The organism is Allobosea sp. TAB14 (genome assembly GCF_052113865.1).
GTDB classification, from domain to species: Bacteria; Pseudomonadota; Alphaproteobacteria; order Rhizobiales; family Beijerinckiaceae; genus Allobosea; species Allobosea spartocytisi.
Window position 1 is genome coordinate 26,311 of sequence record NZ_JBFRDQ010000016.1, and the last position, 14,456, is coordinate 40,766.

The following is a 14,456-nucleotide window of genomic DNA, read 5'->3' on the forward strand; positions in this document are numbered from 1 at the left end:
TAGGTGAATGCCGCAGCGAGATCAAGCCGCGGCATTCACCTTGGATCGACGGCCCCGTCATTCCGGACAAGCCGCGACAGCGGCGCCGATCCGGAATCCATCGTAGCGCACAATGCCCTTCGATGGATTCCGGGCCTCCGCTTCGCTGCGCCCGGAATGACGGCGACCTTGGAGGAGTGCGTCCGTGCCTGAAACAGCATCGCAAACCGCGACGCCCCCTCCCCCGCTCTCAGCCATGCTGGAGACGTTGCGCCAGCGGCACGGCCTCGTCGCGCAAGGCGGCGGCGAAAAGTTGCGCGCGCGGCACGAATCCCGCGGCAAGATCATGGTGCGCGAGCGCATCGACCTCTTGCTCGACCCGCAGACGCCCTTCCTCGAACTCTCGCCGCTCGCGGCCTACGGGCTCTATGGCAACGAAGTGCCGGGCGCCGGCATCGTCACCGGCATCGGCATCGTGCAGGGCCGCGCCTGCATGCTGATCGCCAATGACGCGACGGTGAAGGGCGGCTCCTTCTTCGCCGAGACGGTGCGGAAGCACCTCCGAGCACAGGAGATCGCCGGGGAGCATCGCCTGCCCTGCCTCTATCTGGTCGATTGCGGCGGCGCCTTCCTGCCGGAGCAGGATCGCGTTTTCCCGGATCGCGACCATTTCGGCGGCTCCTTCTACAACCAGTGCCGGATGTCGGCGGCGGGCATCCCGCAGATCTCGATCGTCTTCGGCGGCGCGACGGCCGGCGGCGCCTATATTCCGGCGCTGTCCGACCAGGTGATCATGGTCAAGGGCACCGGCCGCATCCATCTCGGCGGCCCGCCGATCGTGAAGGCGGCGATCCACGAGATCGTCGATGGCGAGACACTGGGCGGGGCGGAGATGCATACGCTGGTCTCCGGCGTCAGCGACCATCTCGTCCAGACCGAGATGGAGGGGTTGGCGAAGCTGCGCGAGATCGTCGGGGCGTTGGGTGAGATCGGCAAGGTCACACCGCCGCCGCAGGCTCCCGTCGCACCGAAACTCGACCCGGCTGAACTCACCGACATCGTGCCGACCGATCTGCGCCGGCCCTATGACGTCCGCGAGGTGATCGCGCGCATGGTCGACGACAGCGCCTTCAGCGCCTTCAAGCCGGATTACGGCGCAACCCTCGTCACCGGCTTCGCCCATATCCACGGCTATCCAGTCGGCATCCTCGCCAATAACGGCGTGCTGTTCTCGGAAAGCGCGATCAAGGGCGCCCACTTCATCGAACTCTGCGACCAGCGCCAGATCCCGCTCCTGTTCCTGCAGAACATCACCGGCTTCATGGTCGGCACCGAGGCCGAGCGCGGCGGCATCGCCAAGCATTCGGCCAAGCTGGTCTATGCCGTCTCGAATGCGCGGGTGTCGAAATACACCGTGCTGATCGGCGGTTCCTATGGCGCCGGCAATTACGGCATGTGCGGTCGCGGCTTCAGGCCCCGCTTCCTGTTCTCCTGGCCCAATGCCCGCATCGCGACGATGAGCCCGGAGGTGGCGGCGACCGTGGTGACGGAGCTGCGCCGGCAATCGCTCAAGGGCTCGGGCGACGAAGCGGCCATCGCCGATCTCGACAGGCGCACCCGCGCCCAGTTCGAGGAGCAGAGCGATCCCTATTACGCCACGGCCCGGCTCTGGGACGACGGCATCATCGAACCCCAGCAAACCCGCGACGTGCTCGGCCTGTGCCTCGCGCTCTCGGCTGGCGAGACGCGCGATACCGGCCCGCGGCCGGTCTACCGGATGTGAGCGGCGCCATGTTCGACACAATCCTCATCGCCAATCGCGGCGAGATCGCCTGCCGCATCATCCGCACCTGCCGCAAGCTCGGCATCCGCACCGTCGCGGTCTATTCCGAGGCCGACAGGGATGCGCTGCATGTCCGGCTCGCCGACACGGCTGTGCCGATCGGCCCGGCGCCAGCGCGCGAGTCCTATCTGCGRGCCGACCGSATCATCGASGCYGCRCTCRAGACRGGCGCGCAGGCGATCCATCCSGGCTAYGGCTTYCTSTCGGARCGGCTCGACCTGATYGCMGCCTGCGAGGCCAACGGCATCGCCTTCATCGGCCCTTCCGCCAGCGCCATCGAGGCGATGGGCGACAAGATCCGCTCCAAGCAGATCGCGCGCGACGCCGGCGTGCCGGGCGTGCCCGGCTATGACGGCGCCGAGCAATCGCCCGAGACATTGAAGCGCGAGGCGCTGCGCATCGGCCTGCCCGTCATGGTCAAGGCCTCGGCCGGCGGCGGCGGCAAGGGCATCCGCAAGGTCGAAGCGGAGGTCGATCTCGACGCTGCCATCGCGACCGCGAGCCGCGAAGCGGAGTCCGCCTTCGGCGATGGGCGGCTGCTGATCGAGAAATTCGTGACACGGCCGCGCCATGTCGAGGTGCAGGTCGCCGGCGACAAGCATGGCAACATCGTCCATCTCTTCGAGCGCGACTGCTCGGTGCAGCGCTCGAACCAGAAGCTTCTGGAAGAGGCGCCGGCGCCCAATCTCAAGCCGGAAGCCCGCGCGGCGCTGCACGGTCACGCCCTGAAGCTCGCCCGCGCCATTGCCTACGATAATCTCGGCACCGTGGAGTTTCTCGTCGATGCGGTGACGCAGGAGGTGTTCTTCCTCGAGATGAACACCCGGCTTCAGGTCGAGCATCCCGTGACCGAGGCGATCACCGGGCTCGATCTGGTCGAATGGCAGATCAGGATCGCCGCCGGCGAAACACTGCCCCGCCGGCAGGACGAGATCACCTGCACCGGCCACGCCATCGAGGCGCGGCTGACGGCAGAGCGGGCTGAGGAAGGCTTCCGCCCCGACACCGGGACGATCGCGCTGTGGCGGGAGCCCGAGGGCGAGCGCATCGACAGCGGCGTCGAGAGCGGCAGCACGGTCTCGCCCTTCTACGATTCGATGCTCGCCAAAATCATCGCCCACGGCCCGGATCGCGATGCGGCGCGGCGCCGCCTTGCCGACAGCCTCGACCATATGACGGTGCTCGGCCCGGCAACGATCCGCCCCTTCCTGGTCGATGCGCTGCGCCAGCCGGTCTTCGCGCGGGGCGAGGCGACGACATTGTTCATTGGCGAGTCTTGGCCGGGCGGCTGGCAGCCGGCGGCTGAAGACAGGCAGTCGCGCGACGCGCTGGCTGCCGCGATCTGGCTCGCCGGTTTCAAACCAACAATGGCAGGCCCCTGGGGAGCGCTGGCCGATTTCCGATTGCTCGGAACGGCCGGAAAGCCCGGCGCGAGCCATCTCGCGCTAACCCATGGCGAGCACAGCAAGCGGATCAAGATCGAGAGCCTGGGCGACGTCTTCCGCGTCGTCACGCAAGATGGGGCCACGGAGGTCTCGGTCGCGGTCGGCGCCGATCCGACCCGCTGGAGGGTGACGCTCGACGGCCAGCGCCTGACGGTCGATGCGGTCCGGGACGAGGCCGGCGTTTCCTTGCGCTGGGGGGCGTTCGAGGGGCGCATCGGCATCGCGCTCGCAGTCGCGGCGGAGGCGGCAGCGCGCGAGGCTTCCGGCGGCGCCGGCGACGCAGTGCGCGCGACCATGCCGGGAACCGTCGCCGCGATTCATGTCCGCGAGGGCGACAGCGTCGCGGCGGGGCAGGTCGTCGCCGTGCTCGAATCGATGAAGCTCTTCATGGATCTCAAGAGCCCGGCGGCAGGGATCGTGGCGCGGGTCGCGGCCAAGCCGGGCATGACGGCGGCGGCGGGCGAGCTGCTGATCGCGCTTACGCCGGGCTGACGCCGCGAATGGAGGAGGGACGGATCTCCCTCCTCCCGAAGCGCGGCTCAGTTGCAGCCGCAGCCATGGCCGAGCCCACCGAGCAGGCCGCCGACGATGCCGTTCTTGCTGACGATCGCCTTGACCGGCGCGACGATGCCGACCTTGTTGCCGCTGGCGATCGGGCTGCCGCTCAGCACGCTGACATTGTTCAGCGCATTGACCTGAATGCCGGAGACGGCCGCCGTCACGGGGGCGAGGACGCCACCCAGCAAGGAGCCTCCGCCGCGGCCGCCGGCCATGGCGGGCGAGATGCCGAAAGCTGCAACCGTAGCGAGTACAAGCGCGTATTTCATATCACTCTCCCAGTTGTCGCTCCGGGGATCGAAGCGATGGAGCACGTATAAGTTGCATTTTATCGGAGCGGCAACCTTATCCATTCATTAACCATACTTGCTAGCGTTAACATTGCGCCACGCAGCGATGTCATGAATACAATAAATACTTATTTCTTTCACCAAACCCACTTCATACGCCGATCAGTACGTATAAATTCACTAATATACAATTTATTAAACATAACCATCTATCTATACGTCGAAAATTGAGGGCGATATGAAAAATATTGCGCTGCTTTCGATGATAGTCCTGCATCTATCGGGCGCAGGAGCGGTCCTTAGCGCAGAGAACACTATCCAAAGCGCGGAGAACTCGGTCGCGATCGTCGGGCTGCGCGGCGGTTTCGACAGCAATCCCTCCGGCGTCGAAGGCGAGAAGGGCAGCCCCGTCGCCACCGTCTTTGCAACCTGGGATTATCTCAACGGCACGATCCAGGACGGCTACGGCCTCAACCTGGCGTTGGTGGAGACGCAGTACGACCCACGCAACCTCGCCGCGGCGCGCAGCCACTCCCTGACCCTGAAGCACGGCATCACCCTCGGCGAAGCGACGGTGATCCAGTCCTCGCTGGCCGCCAGCGCGGAGCAGAGCTGGTCGCGCCGCAAGAGCAGCCTCGCCTGGCGCGAGCGCATCGACCACGCACTCGGCCCCTTCCGCCTCTTCGCCAGCGGCGAGGCCCGCGTCACGGCGCTGAACGAGCGCAACGTGTTCAATCTCGGCGATTTCCTGCCCTCGGACGAGAACTTCACGACGCTGTCGGGGACGACCGGCATCGCCTGGAAAACCGGTCAGACTGAGATCGGCGTCTCGCTCAGCGCAGCGCAAGTGCGCTTCGTCAACGGCATGGATTATATCGGCTTCCGCCGCGACCATAACCGGCTGCAGCCGAACCTGTTCTTCTCGACCATGATCGGCGAGGCGTCACTGGAGGGGTCGGTGTCGCCGTTCCGCGCGAGCTTCCCGGACAAGGATTTCGAGACGGTCGACAGCCTGCTTTACACCGCCAAGCTCCGGCTGCCCTGGCAGCGCTTCACGCTCGAGCTCGGCTCCAGCCGCAGTGTCGAGGACACGACGCTGCCCTTCACGGTCATCGACCTGGTGACGGCGCATGAGGCGAAGCTGACCGCGAGGATCGACGAGCGCAATGCGGTGAGCCTGGTCGCCCGCCGCAAGACCGACGACTATGTCGGCCTCGACGCCCGCTCGGACCAGAAGGGCATCGGCCTCGAATATCAACGCGCCTTGGGCRAGGGGCTGATCGCGACCGCCTCCGGCGGCTGGCGCCGGACGAAGGAGACGGGGCTGACCCCGGTCGATTCCTTCAACCTGCTGCTCGGGCTGCAGAAGCAGATCGACCTGAGCCGGAGCACACCCCTCGCCAAGCCCGACCAGCCGACGAAGGCGGGAAGCTGACAGGCAATGGCGCCGCTTTTCCGCCGCCTTCCGATCAGCCCCTGTTCACCTCGACGCTGCTAGAACCGCCCACAGGACTTCGCCCACGCGTCTCGTGCGTGAAGCAGCGGAAAGGAAGCGCCATGTCGCGTCACAAGCTCGCCCTCTCGGTTTTGCTCGGTGCCGTGTTGCTCTCCGCCATTCCGGTCCGGGCACAGTATTACGAGCCCTACCGGCCGACGCCGCCATCCTATGACGATGAKGATGAGGCGCCGGTCCGGCCCTATGGCTACGGCTATGGCCGGCGCTATTACCGCCCGGCCTATGGCAATCTCTGCGTCACCGGCCGCGGCGAATGCCCGACGCCGCCGCTGCCTTACGGGTCGAGCTGCGGCTGCTATATCCCCGGCTTCGGCAACAAGCGCGGCATCGTCCAGTAAACGGCGCCGCCGCCGTCAGGCCTTGCGGCGGCTCTCGCTGCCAAGGTAGCAGATGCCCTCGCCCGGCTTCGCCTTCGGGTTCGGGAAGATGATGAAGCCGTCGCGCGGCATGGTGACGACGGTGCCGTCGGCGCGGCGTGCGATCGGCGTGCCCTGGGCCACGCGGTCGCCTGTCTTCCAGGTGCCCTCCACGCGGTCGCCCTCGGCCTCGCAGATGACGAGATCATCCATATGGACGACGGTGCGCCTCGCGGGGGCGGGCGCCGCCTCGTCGGTCAGCCCGAGATGGGCGAGCACGTTGCGGACCGCCCTGTAGCCGACCTCGACGGACGCCGGATCCTCGTGCCGGCCGCATTCCAGCGTCACGCCGTAGCCGCCCGCGAAACGCATGAACTCCGTCGTGCCGAAGCCTTCGGTCACGGCGAGGCGCGGCAGGTTCAATCGCTCGCGCGCCGCGATCAGCCGGACATAGATGTCGAGCCAGCCATGGATCATCAGATCGACGCCGAGGCTGGCGGCGAAAGCCATTTCGGCAGCCGCATGGCGGAAGGGTTCGAGCTCGCCGCGATTATCCTCCGGCCCGAAGAAGACGAAGGGCACGCCCTCGCCGCTGAAGGAATGCACGTCGAGCAGCATGTCGTGCTGGCGCAGGATGGCGGAGAGCCGGTTGCCGATCCGATCCTCGTTGTCGCCGGGCTGCGGCCGCTCGCGCAGGTCGCGGTTGAGGTTGCGGTCTCCTTCCCGCGTGTTCTGGCGATAGGCCTTGGGATTGGCGACGGGTAGGAAGGTGACCTCGCCGCGCTGGATCGCGACACGGCCGGCGCGGCAATCCTCGATCACCCGGGCRATGGCGTTCGGCCCGCAGGTCTCGTTGCCATGGACGGCGCCGAGGACGAGGAGCTTCGGCCCCGCCTTCAGGCCATGGAAGCGGATGGTCTCGAGCGGCGGGTCGATGAGGTCTTGAGCGGTCATAGGTCTATCGTCAGGCTTTGCGAAGTTGGGAGTGCGGATCGAGGATGTCGCGCAGGCCGTCGCCTAGCAGGTTGAGGCCAARCACGGTCAGAAAAATCGCCAGGCCCGGAAAGATCGAGATCCAGGGCGCCGTCGAGATCTGGTCGCGCGCGTCTGAGAGCATCGAGCCCCAGCTCGGGAAGGGCGGGCGGATGCCCAGGCCCAGGAAGGAGAGCGAGGCTTCCGCCAGCACCGCGCCGCCCATGCCGAGCGTGCCGATGACGATGATCGGCCCCGCCACGTTTGGCAGGATCTGCGTCAGCATGATCCGGAAGGTACCGTAGCCGAGGGAGCGCGCCGCCTCGATATAACCGAGCGACTTGACCGAGAGCGTCGCGGCGCGGGTCAATCGGCAGGTGAAGGACCAGTTGGTCAGGCCGAGCGCGATCAGCAGGCTGGTGAGGCCGGGGCTCAGGATCGCCATGATCGCCAGCGCGAAGACGAGCGAGGGGATGGCGAGCATCATATTGGTCAGGCCGTTGACGAAATCATCCCACCAGCCGCCCCAGTAGCCGGCCGTCAGCCCGAAGGCGACGCCGATCATGGTGTTGATGAGCTGCGAGACGATGCCGACGGTCAGCGAGATGCGGGCGCCGTAGAGCACGCGGCTGTAGATATCCCGGCCCTGCGCATCGGTGCCGAACCAGAACTCCGACCCCGGCGGGATTTCGGCGTTCATCAGATTGGCGTCCATCACCGGGTCGGTATGGGCGAACCAGGGGGCGAGGACGCCGCCGATGACCACGGCTGCGAAGCAGGCGCCGCCGATCCAGAGATTGGCACGGAACTTCATGCGGGCCGCCTAGCTGTATTTGATGCGTGGATCGACGACCGCGCAGAGCACGTCGACAGCGATGTTCACGACGAGGAAGAACAGGACGATGGTCAGGATGCAGCCCTGCACCACCGGGATATCGCGCMRSGWGACGCTGTCGACGAGSAGCGAGCCGAGGCCSGGCCAGGCGAAGAGCTTYTCGACCACGACGGCCTGCCCCAGGACGGAGCCGAATTGCAGGCCGAGCGTGGTGAGCACGATGACGAGCGCGTTGCGCGCGACGTGCCAGCGCAGGACGCGATAGGAGCCCGCGCCCTTGGCCCGTGCGGTACGGACGAAATCGGCATGCATCACCTCCAGCACCGCGGCGCGAGCCGTGCGCGCCAGCAGGGCCAGCGGCGCGACGCCGAGCGCGATCGCCGGCAGCACGATGTAGCGCGGATTGCCGTCGCCATAGCCGAAGCTCGGAAACCAGCCGAGCGTCAGCGCGAAGGCATACATCAGCAGCAGGCCGAGCCAGAACAGCGGCAACGACAGCCCGGAGACGGCAAAGACCATCGAGAGCGTGTCGAGCCAGCTTCCGGGCTTCAGCGCCGCCAGGAAGCCGAGCGGCACGCCGATCAGGACGGCGAAGAGCATGGCCGCAAGCGCGAGCTGCAGGCTCGGCCAGAGCCGCTCGCCGATGACGCCGGTCACGGGCTGGCGGGTGCGGAAGGAATCGCCGAGATCGAAGACCGCGAGCCCCCCGACATATTTCGCGAAGCGCAGCGGCAGCGGGTCGTTGAGCCCGAACTGCTCGTTCATGCGCGCGATGGTCTCGGCATCGACATTGCTGCGCCCGTCAGCCATCTGGCTGGTGGCGAAGTTGCCGGGAATGACGCTGAACAGCACGAAGATCAGCGCCGCGACCGCAAGCAGGATGGGGATGGCCTGCAGCAGCCGGCGGAAGACATAGGGCAACATGAGGGACTCCTGACCGCCGCAGCACGAAACCGGCCGAACCACTCCAACCGAAGCCGGTCGATGATCAAACCCGGCCAGTGTGCTGCCGACCGCGAAAACCAGATCGTCATTCCGGGCTTGACCCGGAATCCATCATCGAGCGGAGCGCCTTACGACGGATTCCGGATCGGCGCCGCTTCGCGGCTCGTCCGGGATGACGGAGGTATTCCGCCACCCGGCCCATAGACCGGGTGGCGAGGCTCGCTTACTTCGCCGCCGGCGAGGAGGCGTCGACCCAGAGATCCTCATAGCGCTGGAGCGCGAGCTCCGTCGCATTGGGCTGGAGCCCGTGCAGCCAAGGCTGATAGGCCAGCACCGCCTTGTTGTAGTTGAAGAACCAGACCGGCGCCTCATCCTGCAGCATGGCGTTCGCCTTCTTCAGGATATCGAGCTGCTTGGCCGCGTCGGTTTCGGCGGAAGCCTCATCGATCAGCTTGTCATAGGCCGGGTTCTTGAAGGCGGTGTAGTTACAGGAGGAGCGCGGCGTCGCCGAATAGAAGCATTTGAGCTGGGTCAGCGCGTCCGGGCCCGAGGTGTTCGACCAGATATAGGCCTGGAAGTCGCCCTTCGCGACCACGCCGCCGAGCGCCGAGGTCTCGACCGGCTTGACCTTCACCTTGATGCCGACCTTGGCAAGCATCGGGATCGTCGCCTCGACGATCGGAATGCCCCAGCTCTCGTTGGGCGTCGCGGTCCATTCGAACTCGAAGCCGTCGGGATAGCCGGCCTCGACGAGCAGCTTCTTGGCCTTTTCGGGATCGTAGGCGTAGGGCTTGGCGTCCTTGTCGAAGGCTGGCACCGAGAGCGGCAGCCAGCTCACGGCGCGATAGGCCTTGTCGCGGACCAGCCGCTTGATGATGAGATCGCTGTCGATCGCGTAGTTGATCGCCTGGCGCACCCGCTTGTCGGAGAAGGGCTTGAACTCGGGGTTCATGCCCATGTTGCGGGTGAAGACCTCGGCGACCTCGAGCAGCCCCTTGGACAGGTTGGCATCGGCCTTGTAGGCGACGTATTGCGACGAGCCGAGGATCGAGACGTCGATCTCCTTGTTGCGGAAGGCGAYGTCRCGSGCSGCCGCCTCRCCCATCGGCRMGATCACSASCTTGTCGGCATAGGGCCGGCCGGTCTTGTAGTACTTCTCCCACTTCTCGAAGGCCATGCGCGAGCCGGGAACGTGCTCGACGAATTTGAAGGGCCCGAGCCCGATCGGCTTGTTGAAGAAGTTCGGGTCCTGCGCCTCCTTGGCGGGCAGGATCGCGGTGTTGGCGCTGTAGAACAGAAAGCCCGGATCGGTCTTGTCCGTCAGCGTCATCTCCAGGGTGAAGTCGTCGATCTTCTTCAGCCCCGAGATTTCCTTGGCCTCGCCCTTCTGGACCGCGGTCGCGCCCTTGATGCGGGCGACATAGCGGGCGCCGGGGTAGTTCTTCGAGCCGTCCATGATCCGGTTGTAGGACCAGATGATGTCGTCCGCCGTCATCTTGCGGCCGTTGTGGAAGAGCGCGTCGTCACGCAGCTTGAAGGTGTAGACCAGCCCGTCCGGCGAGACCGAGACGCTCTTGGCGAGCTCCAGCGCCGGCTTGCCCGCGCTCGCATCCCAGCGATAGAGCATGCCGTGCAGGGCATAGCCGTAGATCTCGTCCTGGATCTGGTTCGAGACATGGCTGTCATTGCTGACGAAGGAGGCTCCGTAAGGCGCCGTGAAGCGGATCGTTCCGCCATGGCGCGGCTCCTGGGCCTGCGCGCGCAGCATCCATCACCGTGCCCTTCCAGGTCTGGCGGGTGAGCATGGTGTGGAAATTCGGGAAGGGGTTGGGATCGCAGACCGGCCCGTCGCTGCCCGTCGCCGGCTTCAGGCCGAGGTCGAACCAGGTGCGGAACGGGTAGCTCGGCAGCGCCCGCTCCGGCCCGAGCACCTTGATATAGGCGTCGCCGAAATCATGGATGAAGACCTGCTGCGGACAGGGATAGATGCCGGCCTTGACCATGCGCTCATGCTGGGCCGGGGTCGAGAAGCCGCAATGCTCGATGCGGTGGCGGCGGTCCGGATCGGGATGGGCCGCAAGCGCCTTCTCATAGGCCGTGATGAGCTGCTCGATCGCGGCATCGCCGATGGCGTGGCAGGCGAGCTGATAGCCCTTCACATGGGCGTCGAGCACCATGCGCTCCAGCTCGTCATCGCTCCACATCCAGACGCCGGTGGTYTTGTCCTCGCCGAGATAGGGCKCGYTCATCCAGGCGGTRCGSCCGCCGGCCGAGCCRTCGAGGAAGAGCTTGACSGCGCCGACCATCAGCATSTCGTCGCCGGTGCCGGAGATCAGCCCGGCGTCGTAGCATTGCGGCACGATCGAGCGGCCATCGTCGCCGAGCAGGGTCAACCAGGTCCGGACCGGCAGGCGCCCGTCGCGCTTGGCCCGGTGATAGGCCGCGATCTCGCCGAAGCCGCCCTTCTGGCCGACGGCGGCGTCCATGCAGCTGGTGATGCCGAGCGAGAGCAGATATTGCCCGCCGCGCTCGATCGCCGCGACCAGCTCCTCCTCGGTCGGCGCCGGGATCGCGGCCTGCACTGGGGCGCGGGCGTTCTCGGCCAGCAAGCCGGTGAGACGGCCGTTTTGCTGCTCGATCAGCCCGCCCTGCGGCGTCGGCGAGTTTTCGTCGATGCCGCCGAGCCTCAGCGCCTCTGAATTGCAGATCGCGATATGGCCGCAGGTGCGCACCAGCATGACCGGGTTGTTCGGCGCGGCCCGGTCGAGCTCCTCGCGCCAGGGATGGCGTCCGGTGTCGAGCTTGGTCTGGTCGTAGCCGCGCGACAGGATCCAKTCRCCGGGCTTCGCCGTCGCGGCGCGGGCCGCGATCGCACCGAGCAGGGCGTCCAGCGTCGGCGCGGCCTCGGGCTTGGAATTGACCCAGCCCATGGTCATGCCGAGCGAGATCAGGTGCAGATGGGAATCGTTGAGGCCCGGGGTCGCCAGCCGCCCTTTCAGGTCGATGACCTGCGTCTTCGGTCCCACCAGCGGCGCGATCTCGTCGTTGCGGCCCGCAGCCAGCACCCTGCCCTGCCAAATCGCCAGCGCCTCGACCACGCCCTCCTCGCGACCGCACCAGATCGGCCCGTTGCGCAATACGATATCGGCCTGAACAGCCATGATGTCCTCCTGTTGTCCCCCGGCTTTGCTGCCTTCGCGGCGCGCGCCGAGCATCAGATGTCGTCGAGCGGGAAGATCGGCCGGCATGCCGTGCGGGAGGGCCGCTCCTCGACATTGCGGATCGAGCGCGCGCTGGCGTCGCCTCCCGGCACTTCGCGGGTGATGGAAGCACCGAAGGTGCTCCTCTCATGCATGCCTTCGGCAATCAGCCCGCGCCGCGTCATCGGCCTTCCGCTCCCTGCTCAATTTTTTTGACAGTTTTGGCGAGTTGCCGCGTCATCGCCACTGATTTGCGCGCATGCACGCCCTTGGGCGCAGCCGCTTGTTCCCCAGCGGTGAATATGCTGAACTCGATGGAATTATCTCGGGTGCCGATCGCAACATCTCGCGGCGCCCCCCCGAGCTCACCCGACATTTCCCTGACGACGAACCGGCCGCCGACATGCGCTGCGGCAGGAAAAGGCTTGACAGCCTCGACGCCGGAAATCCGAACGGATTTCTTATAAGTAATTGAATATAATCATAAATTTATTTTTCGACTTTTGTGGAACCCATCTCCCTGATTCGACGTTCCCGCCTCTGAACCTTCACGGCGGAGAGGGAGTATGGACGAAGACAGAATCAAGCGGATCGCCCGCGCGATGTGCCGGGCGGCCCGGATCGACCCCGACAAGCCTGCCGGCAACAAGGGTCCTTTCACCATGTCGATGCAGGCGCCGGGGCATGAGAGCCCCCAGCCGGCCTGGATGCTGTTCCGACAGGAGGCGGCGCGCTTCGCGGCACGCAACCGCGATATCGCGCAGACGCTCTGACCCAACCATAGCGGCCACTCGCAGGCATGCGGCGGTGGTCATACGAAGGCCCGGCACTCCCGACGGAGGCCGGGCCTTCTCTTTTGGACGCGGCGCAGATGCGCCACACCGTTCACGGCGCAGGCCGTGCACCAACTGCAGGGCGGTCCGACCACCCCAATGCCAGGAGCGACCGCTCCAGCGTCTCATAGACGCGGGGCTCGCGCATCTGCGCGACGTTGAAGCGCATGAAATCGCCGGCCGTCTGCGCCACGCTGAAGACGTTGCCCGGCGCCAGCACCACGCCATCCGCCAGCGCCAGGCGCGACAGCTCGGCCGAATCCACCCCTTCCGGCAGCCGGCACCAGAGATAGAATCCGCCACGCGGCATGAGCCATGGCCGGATGCCCAGCGCCTCGAGCCGGGGCGCCACCGTCCGCCTCGCCTGCGCGAGCCGGCGCCTGATCTCCTCCATATGCTTGCGGTAGCCGCCACCGGCCAGGACATCGGCAATCAGGCCGCCGGCCAGTGGGCTCGGACCGCCGAAGCTCGTGGCGRTCTGCAGATCGACGAGCCCTTCGACCCAGTCAGGGCGCGCCGCGATATAGCCGCAGCGGACCGAGGCCGAGAGCGTCTTGGAAAAGCTGCCGATCCGGATGACCCGGTCGAGACCGTCGAGGACGGCGAGGCGTGGTGACGGATCGGGCTCGAAATCGGCGAAGATCTCGTCCTCGACGATCGCCATGTCCTGCGCGGCCGCGATGCTGAGAACGCGATAGGCAGTCTGCGGCGACAGGCTCGCGCCCGTCGGATTATGGAGCGCCGCGTTGGTGATGTAGAGGCGCGGGCGTTCGGCCGCCACGATCGCCTCGAAAGCCTGGATATCGGGGCCGGTCGGCGTGAAGGGAACGCTTAGAAGGCGCAGGCGATGCGCCCGCAGGAGCGCCCTGAAGTTGAAATAGCAGGGGTCGTCCACCAGCACGGTGTCGCCCGGCTGGAGCAGGAAGCGGCAGACGAGATCGACGGCCTGCGTCCCCGAACCGGTCAGCAGGAGTTGTTCCGGCGAGAGCTGCAGCCCCTCCTCCGCGAGGCGCCCGAGCAGCAGCCGGCGCAGGGGCAGCGATCCGCGCGTGCTGCCGTATTCCGCGAGCATCTCGTCGCCGCCCCGCGCTAAACTCCGCAGGCCGCGCCGCAGCGCCTCGTTCGGCATCCAGTCCGGCGGCAGCCAGCCACAGCCCGGCTTGAGCGTATCGGGCCCGGCATCGAGCGACTGGCGCGAGACCCAGAACGGATCGACCGCCCGCGGCGTCGCCGGCTGCGCCAGACTGAGCGGCGGCAGGCCGTGGCCGGTGAGATAGAAGCCGGAGCCGGGGCGGGCGCGGATCAGCCCTTCGGCGGCGAGCCGGTCATAGGCCTCGACCACGGTCGAAGGCGAAACCTTCATCGCCGCGGCGCAGCGGCGGATCGAGGGCAGCCGGTCGCCCGGCGCGAGTTGCCGCGCAGCAGCCCGGGCCTTGATCGCGGCCATGACCTCTTCCGTGCGCGTCTGCTGGCGATTGTCCATCCCGCTCTTTCCGTATGGGTTTTGATACCAATACAGTTTTCGCAAATCGTATTGAACCGTTTCTGTCACGGAGCCGGCGGATTGTCTAAGCCTGCTGCGAAAGCGAGGCGGGATGAGTTTTGCAGGCAAGGGCTGGGGCAGCGGGCTCCTGGGTGTGCTGATCTTCAGCGGTTCGCTGCCTGCGACGCGCGTCGCCGTGGC

At 66.6% G+C, this 14,456-nt stretch carries 13 protein-coding genes and 1 pseudogene; 6 read left to right on the forward strand and 8 right to left on the reverse strand.

What is annotated here, in order from left to right; all coding sequences use genetic code 11:
* Nucleotides 1-235: 235 nt before the first annotated feature.
* Complete coding sequence (locus AB4Y99_RS03850) at nt 236-1,762, forward strand: acyl-CoA carboxylase subunit beta (RefSeq protein ID WP_441522448.1); 1,527 nt, start codon at nt 236-238, stop codon at nt 1,760-1,762.
* Between the two features lie 8 nt (nt 1,763-1,770).
* Nucleotides 1,771-3,759 (forward strand): acetyl/propionyl/methylcrotonyl-CoA carboxylase subunit alpha, encoded by a 1,989-nt coding sequence (locus tag AB4Y99_RS03855; RefSeq protein ID WP_441522437.1) that lies wholly within the window; start codon nt 1,771-1,773, stop codon nt 3,757-3,759.
* Between the two features lie 47 nt (nt 3,760-3,806).
* On the opposite strand, the gene AB4Y99_RS03860 is transcribed toward AB4Y99_RS03855, so the two are convergent.
* Complete coding sequence (locus AB4Y99_RS03860) at nt 3,807-4,094, reverse strand: hypothetical protein (protein WP_038360749.1); 288 nt, start codon at nt 4,092-4,094, stop codon at nt 3,807-3,809.
* Between the two features lie 259 nt (nt 4,095-4,353).
* Between AB4Y99_RS03860 and AB4Y99_RS03865 the strand changes: the two genes are divergently transcribed.
* Together AB4Y99_RS03865 and AB4Y99_RS03870 are read left to right on the forward strand one after the other, a co-directional pair.
* Complete coding sequence (locus AB4Y99_RS03865; RefSeq protein WP_441522438.1) at nt 4,354-5,550, forward strand: porin family protein; 1,197 nt, start codon at nt 4,354-4,356, stop codon at nt 5,548-5,550.
* Nucleotides 5,551-5,672: 122 nt separating this feature from the next.
* On the forward strand, nt 5,673-5,969 hold the full coding sequence (locus tag AB4Y99_RS03870) for a hypothetical protein (protein WP_441522439.1): 297 nt from the start codon (nt 5,673-5,675) through the stop codon (nt 5,967-5,969).
* A 15-nt stretch (nt 5,970-5,984) separates the two neighbouring features.
* Here the strand turns inward: AB4Y99_RS03870 and AB4Y99_RS03875 are convergent, their stop codons facing one another.
* The 6 genes from AB4Y99_RS03875 to AB4Y99_RS03900 all read right to left on the reverse strand — a co-directional run bounded on the left by AB4Y99_RS03875 (nt 5,985) and on the right by AB4Y99_RS03900 (nt 12,124).
* Nucleotides 5,985-6,941 carry a succinylglutamate desuccinylase/aspartoacylase family protein gene (locus AB4Y99_RS03875; protein WP_441522440.1) on the reverse strand — a complete coding sequence of 319 codons (957 nt, stop codon included), beginning with the start codon at nt 6,939-6,941 and terminating at the stop codon, nt 5,985-5,987.
* Nucleotides 6,942-6,951: 10 nt separating this feature from the next.
* Nucleotides 6,952-7,773, reverse strand: coding sequence for an ABC transporter permease (locus tag AB4Y99_RS03880; RefSeq protein ID WP_441522441.1), 822 nt, complete (start codon nt 7,771-7,773; stop codon nt 6,952-6,954).
* A gap of 9 nt (nt 7,774-7,782) precedes the next feature.
* Nucleotides 7,783-8,718 (reverse strand): ABC transporter permease, encoded by a 936-nt coding sequence (locus AB4Y99_RS03885; RefSeq protein ID WP_441522442.1) that lies wholly within the window; start codon nt 8,716-8,718, stop codon nt 7,783-7,785.
* 244 nt (nt 8,719-8,962) lie between these two features.
* On the reverse strand, nt 8,963-10,507 hold the full coding sequence (locus AB4Y99_RS03890; RefSeq protein WP_441522443.1) for an ABC transporter substrate-binding protein: 1,545 nt from the start codon (nt 10,505-10,507) through the stop codon (nt 8,963-8,965).
* Nucleotides 10,422-11,900, reverse strand: a complete 1,479-nt coding sequence (locus tag AB4Y99_RS03895; protein WP_441522444.1) for an amidohydrolase — start codon at nt 11,898-11,900, stop codon at nt 10,422-10,424. The genes AB4Y99_RS03890 and AB4Y99_RS03895 overlap by 86 nt, the downstream gene beginning before the upstream one ends.
* 53 nt (nt 11,901-11,953) lie before the next feature.
* Nucleotides 11,954-12,124: a hypothetical protein gene (locus AB4Y99_RS03900; RefSeq protein ID WP_441522445.1), complete on the reverse strand. Its 171-nt coding sequence runs from the start codon at nt 12,122-12,124 to the stop codon at nt 11,954-11,956.
* A gap of 381 nt (nt 12,125-12,505) precedes the next feature.
* On the opposite strand from AB4Y99_RS03900, the gene AB4Y99_RS03905 reads away from it, so the two are divergent.
* A complete protein-coding gene (locus AB4Y99_RS03905; protein ID WP_038360733.1) occupies nt 12,506-12,712 on the forward strand; it encodes a hypothetical protein in 207 nt (68 codons plus the stop codon).
* Between the two features lie 112 nt (nt 12,713-12,824).
* Here the strand turns inward: AB4Y99_RS03905 and AB4Y99_RS03910 are convergent, their stop codons facing one another.
* On the reverse strand, nt 12,825-14,255 hold the full coding sequence (locus AB4Y99_RS03910; protein WP_441522446.1) for an aminotransferase-like domain-containing protein: 1,431 nt from the start codon (nt 14,253-14,255) through the stop codon (nt 12,825-12,827).
* 112 nt (nt 14,256-14,367) lie between these two features.
* On the opposite strand from AB4Y99_RS03910, the pseudogene AB4Y99_RS03915 reads away from it, so the two are divergent.
* Nucleotides 14,368-14,456: pseudogene (locus AB4Y99_RS03915) on the forward strand (EamA/RhaT family transporter); the annotation flags it as partial.

Coding starts and splice junctions, on each gene's coding strand:
- AB4Y99_RS03850 (WP_441522448.1), top strand. CDS start 236: ATGCTGGAGACGTTGCGCCAGCGGCACGGCCTCGTCGCGCAAGGCGGC.
- AB4Y99_RS03860 (WP_038360749.1), bottom strand. CDS start 4,094: ATGAAATACGCGCTTGTACTCGCTACGGTTGCAGCTTTCGGCATCTCG.
- AB4Y99_RS03900 (WP_441522445.1), bottom strand. CDS start 12,124: ATGACGCGGCGCGGGCTGATTGCCGAAGGCATGCATGAGAGGAGCACC.
- AB4Y99_RS03905 (WP_038360733.1), top strand. CDS start 12,506: ATGGACGAAGACAGAATCAAGCGGATCGCCCGCGCGATGTGCCGGGCG.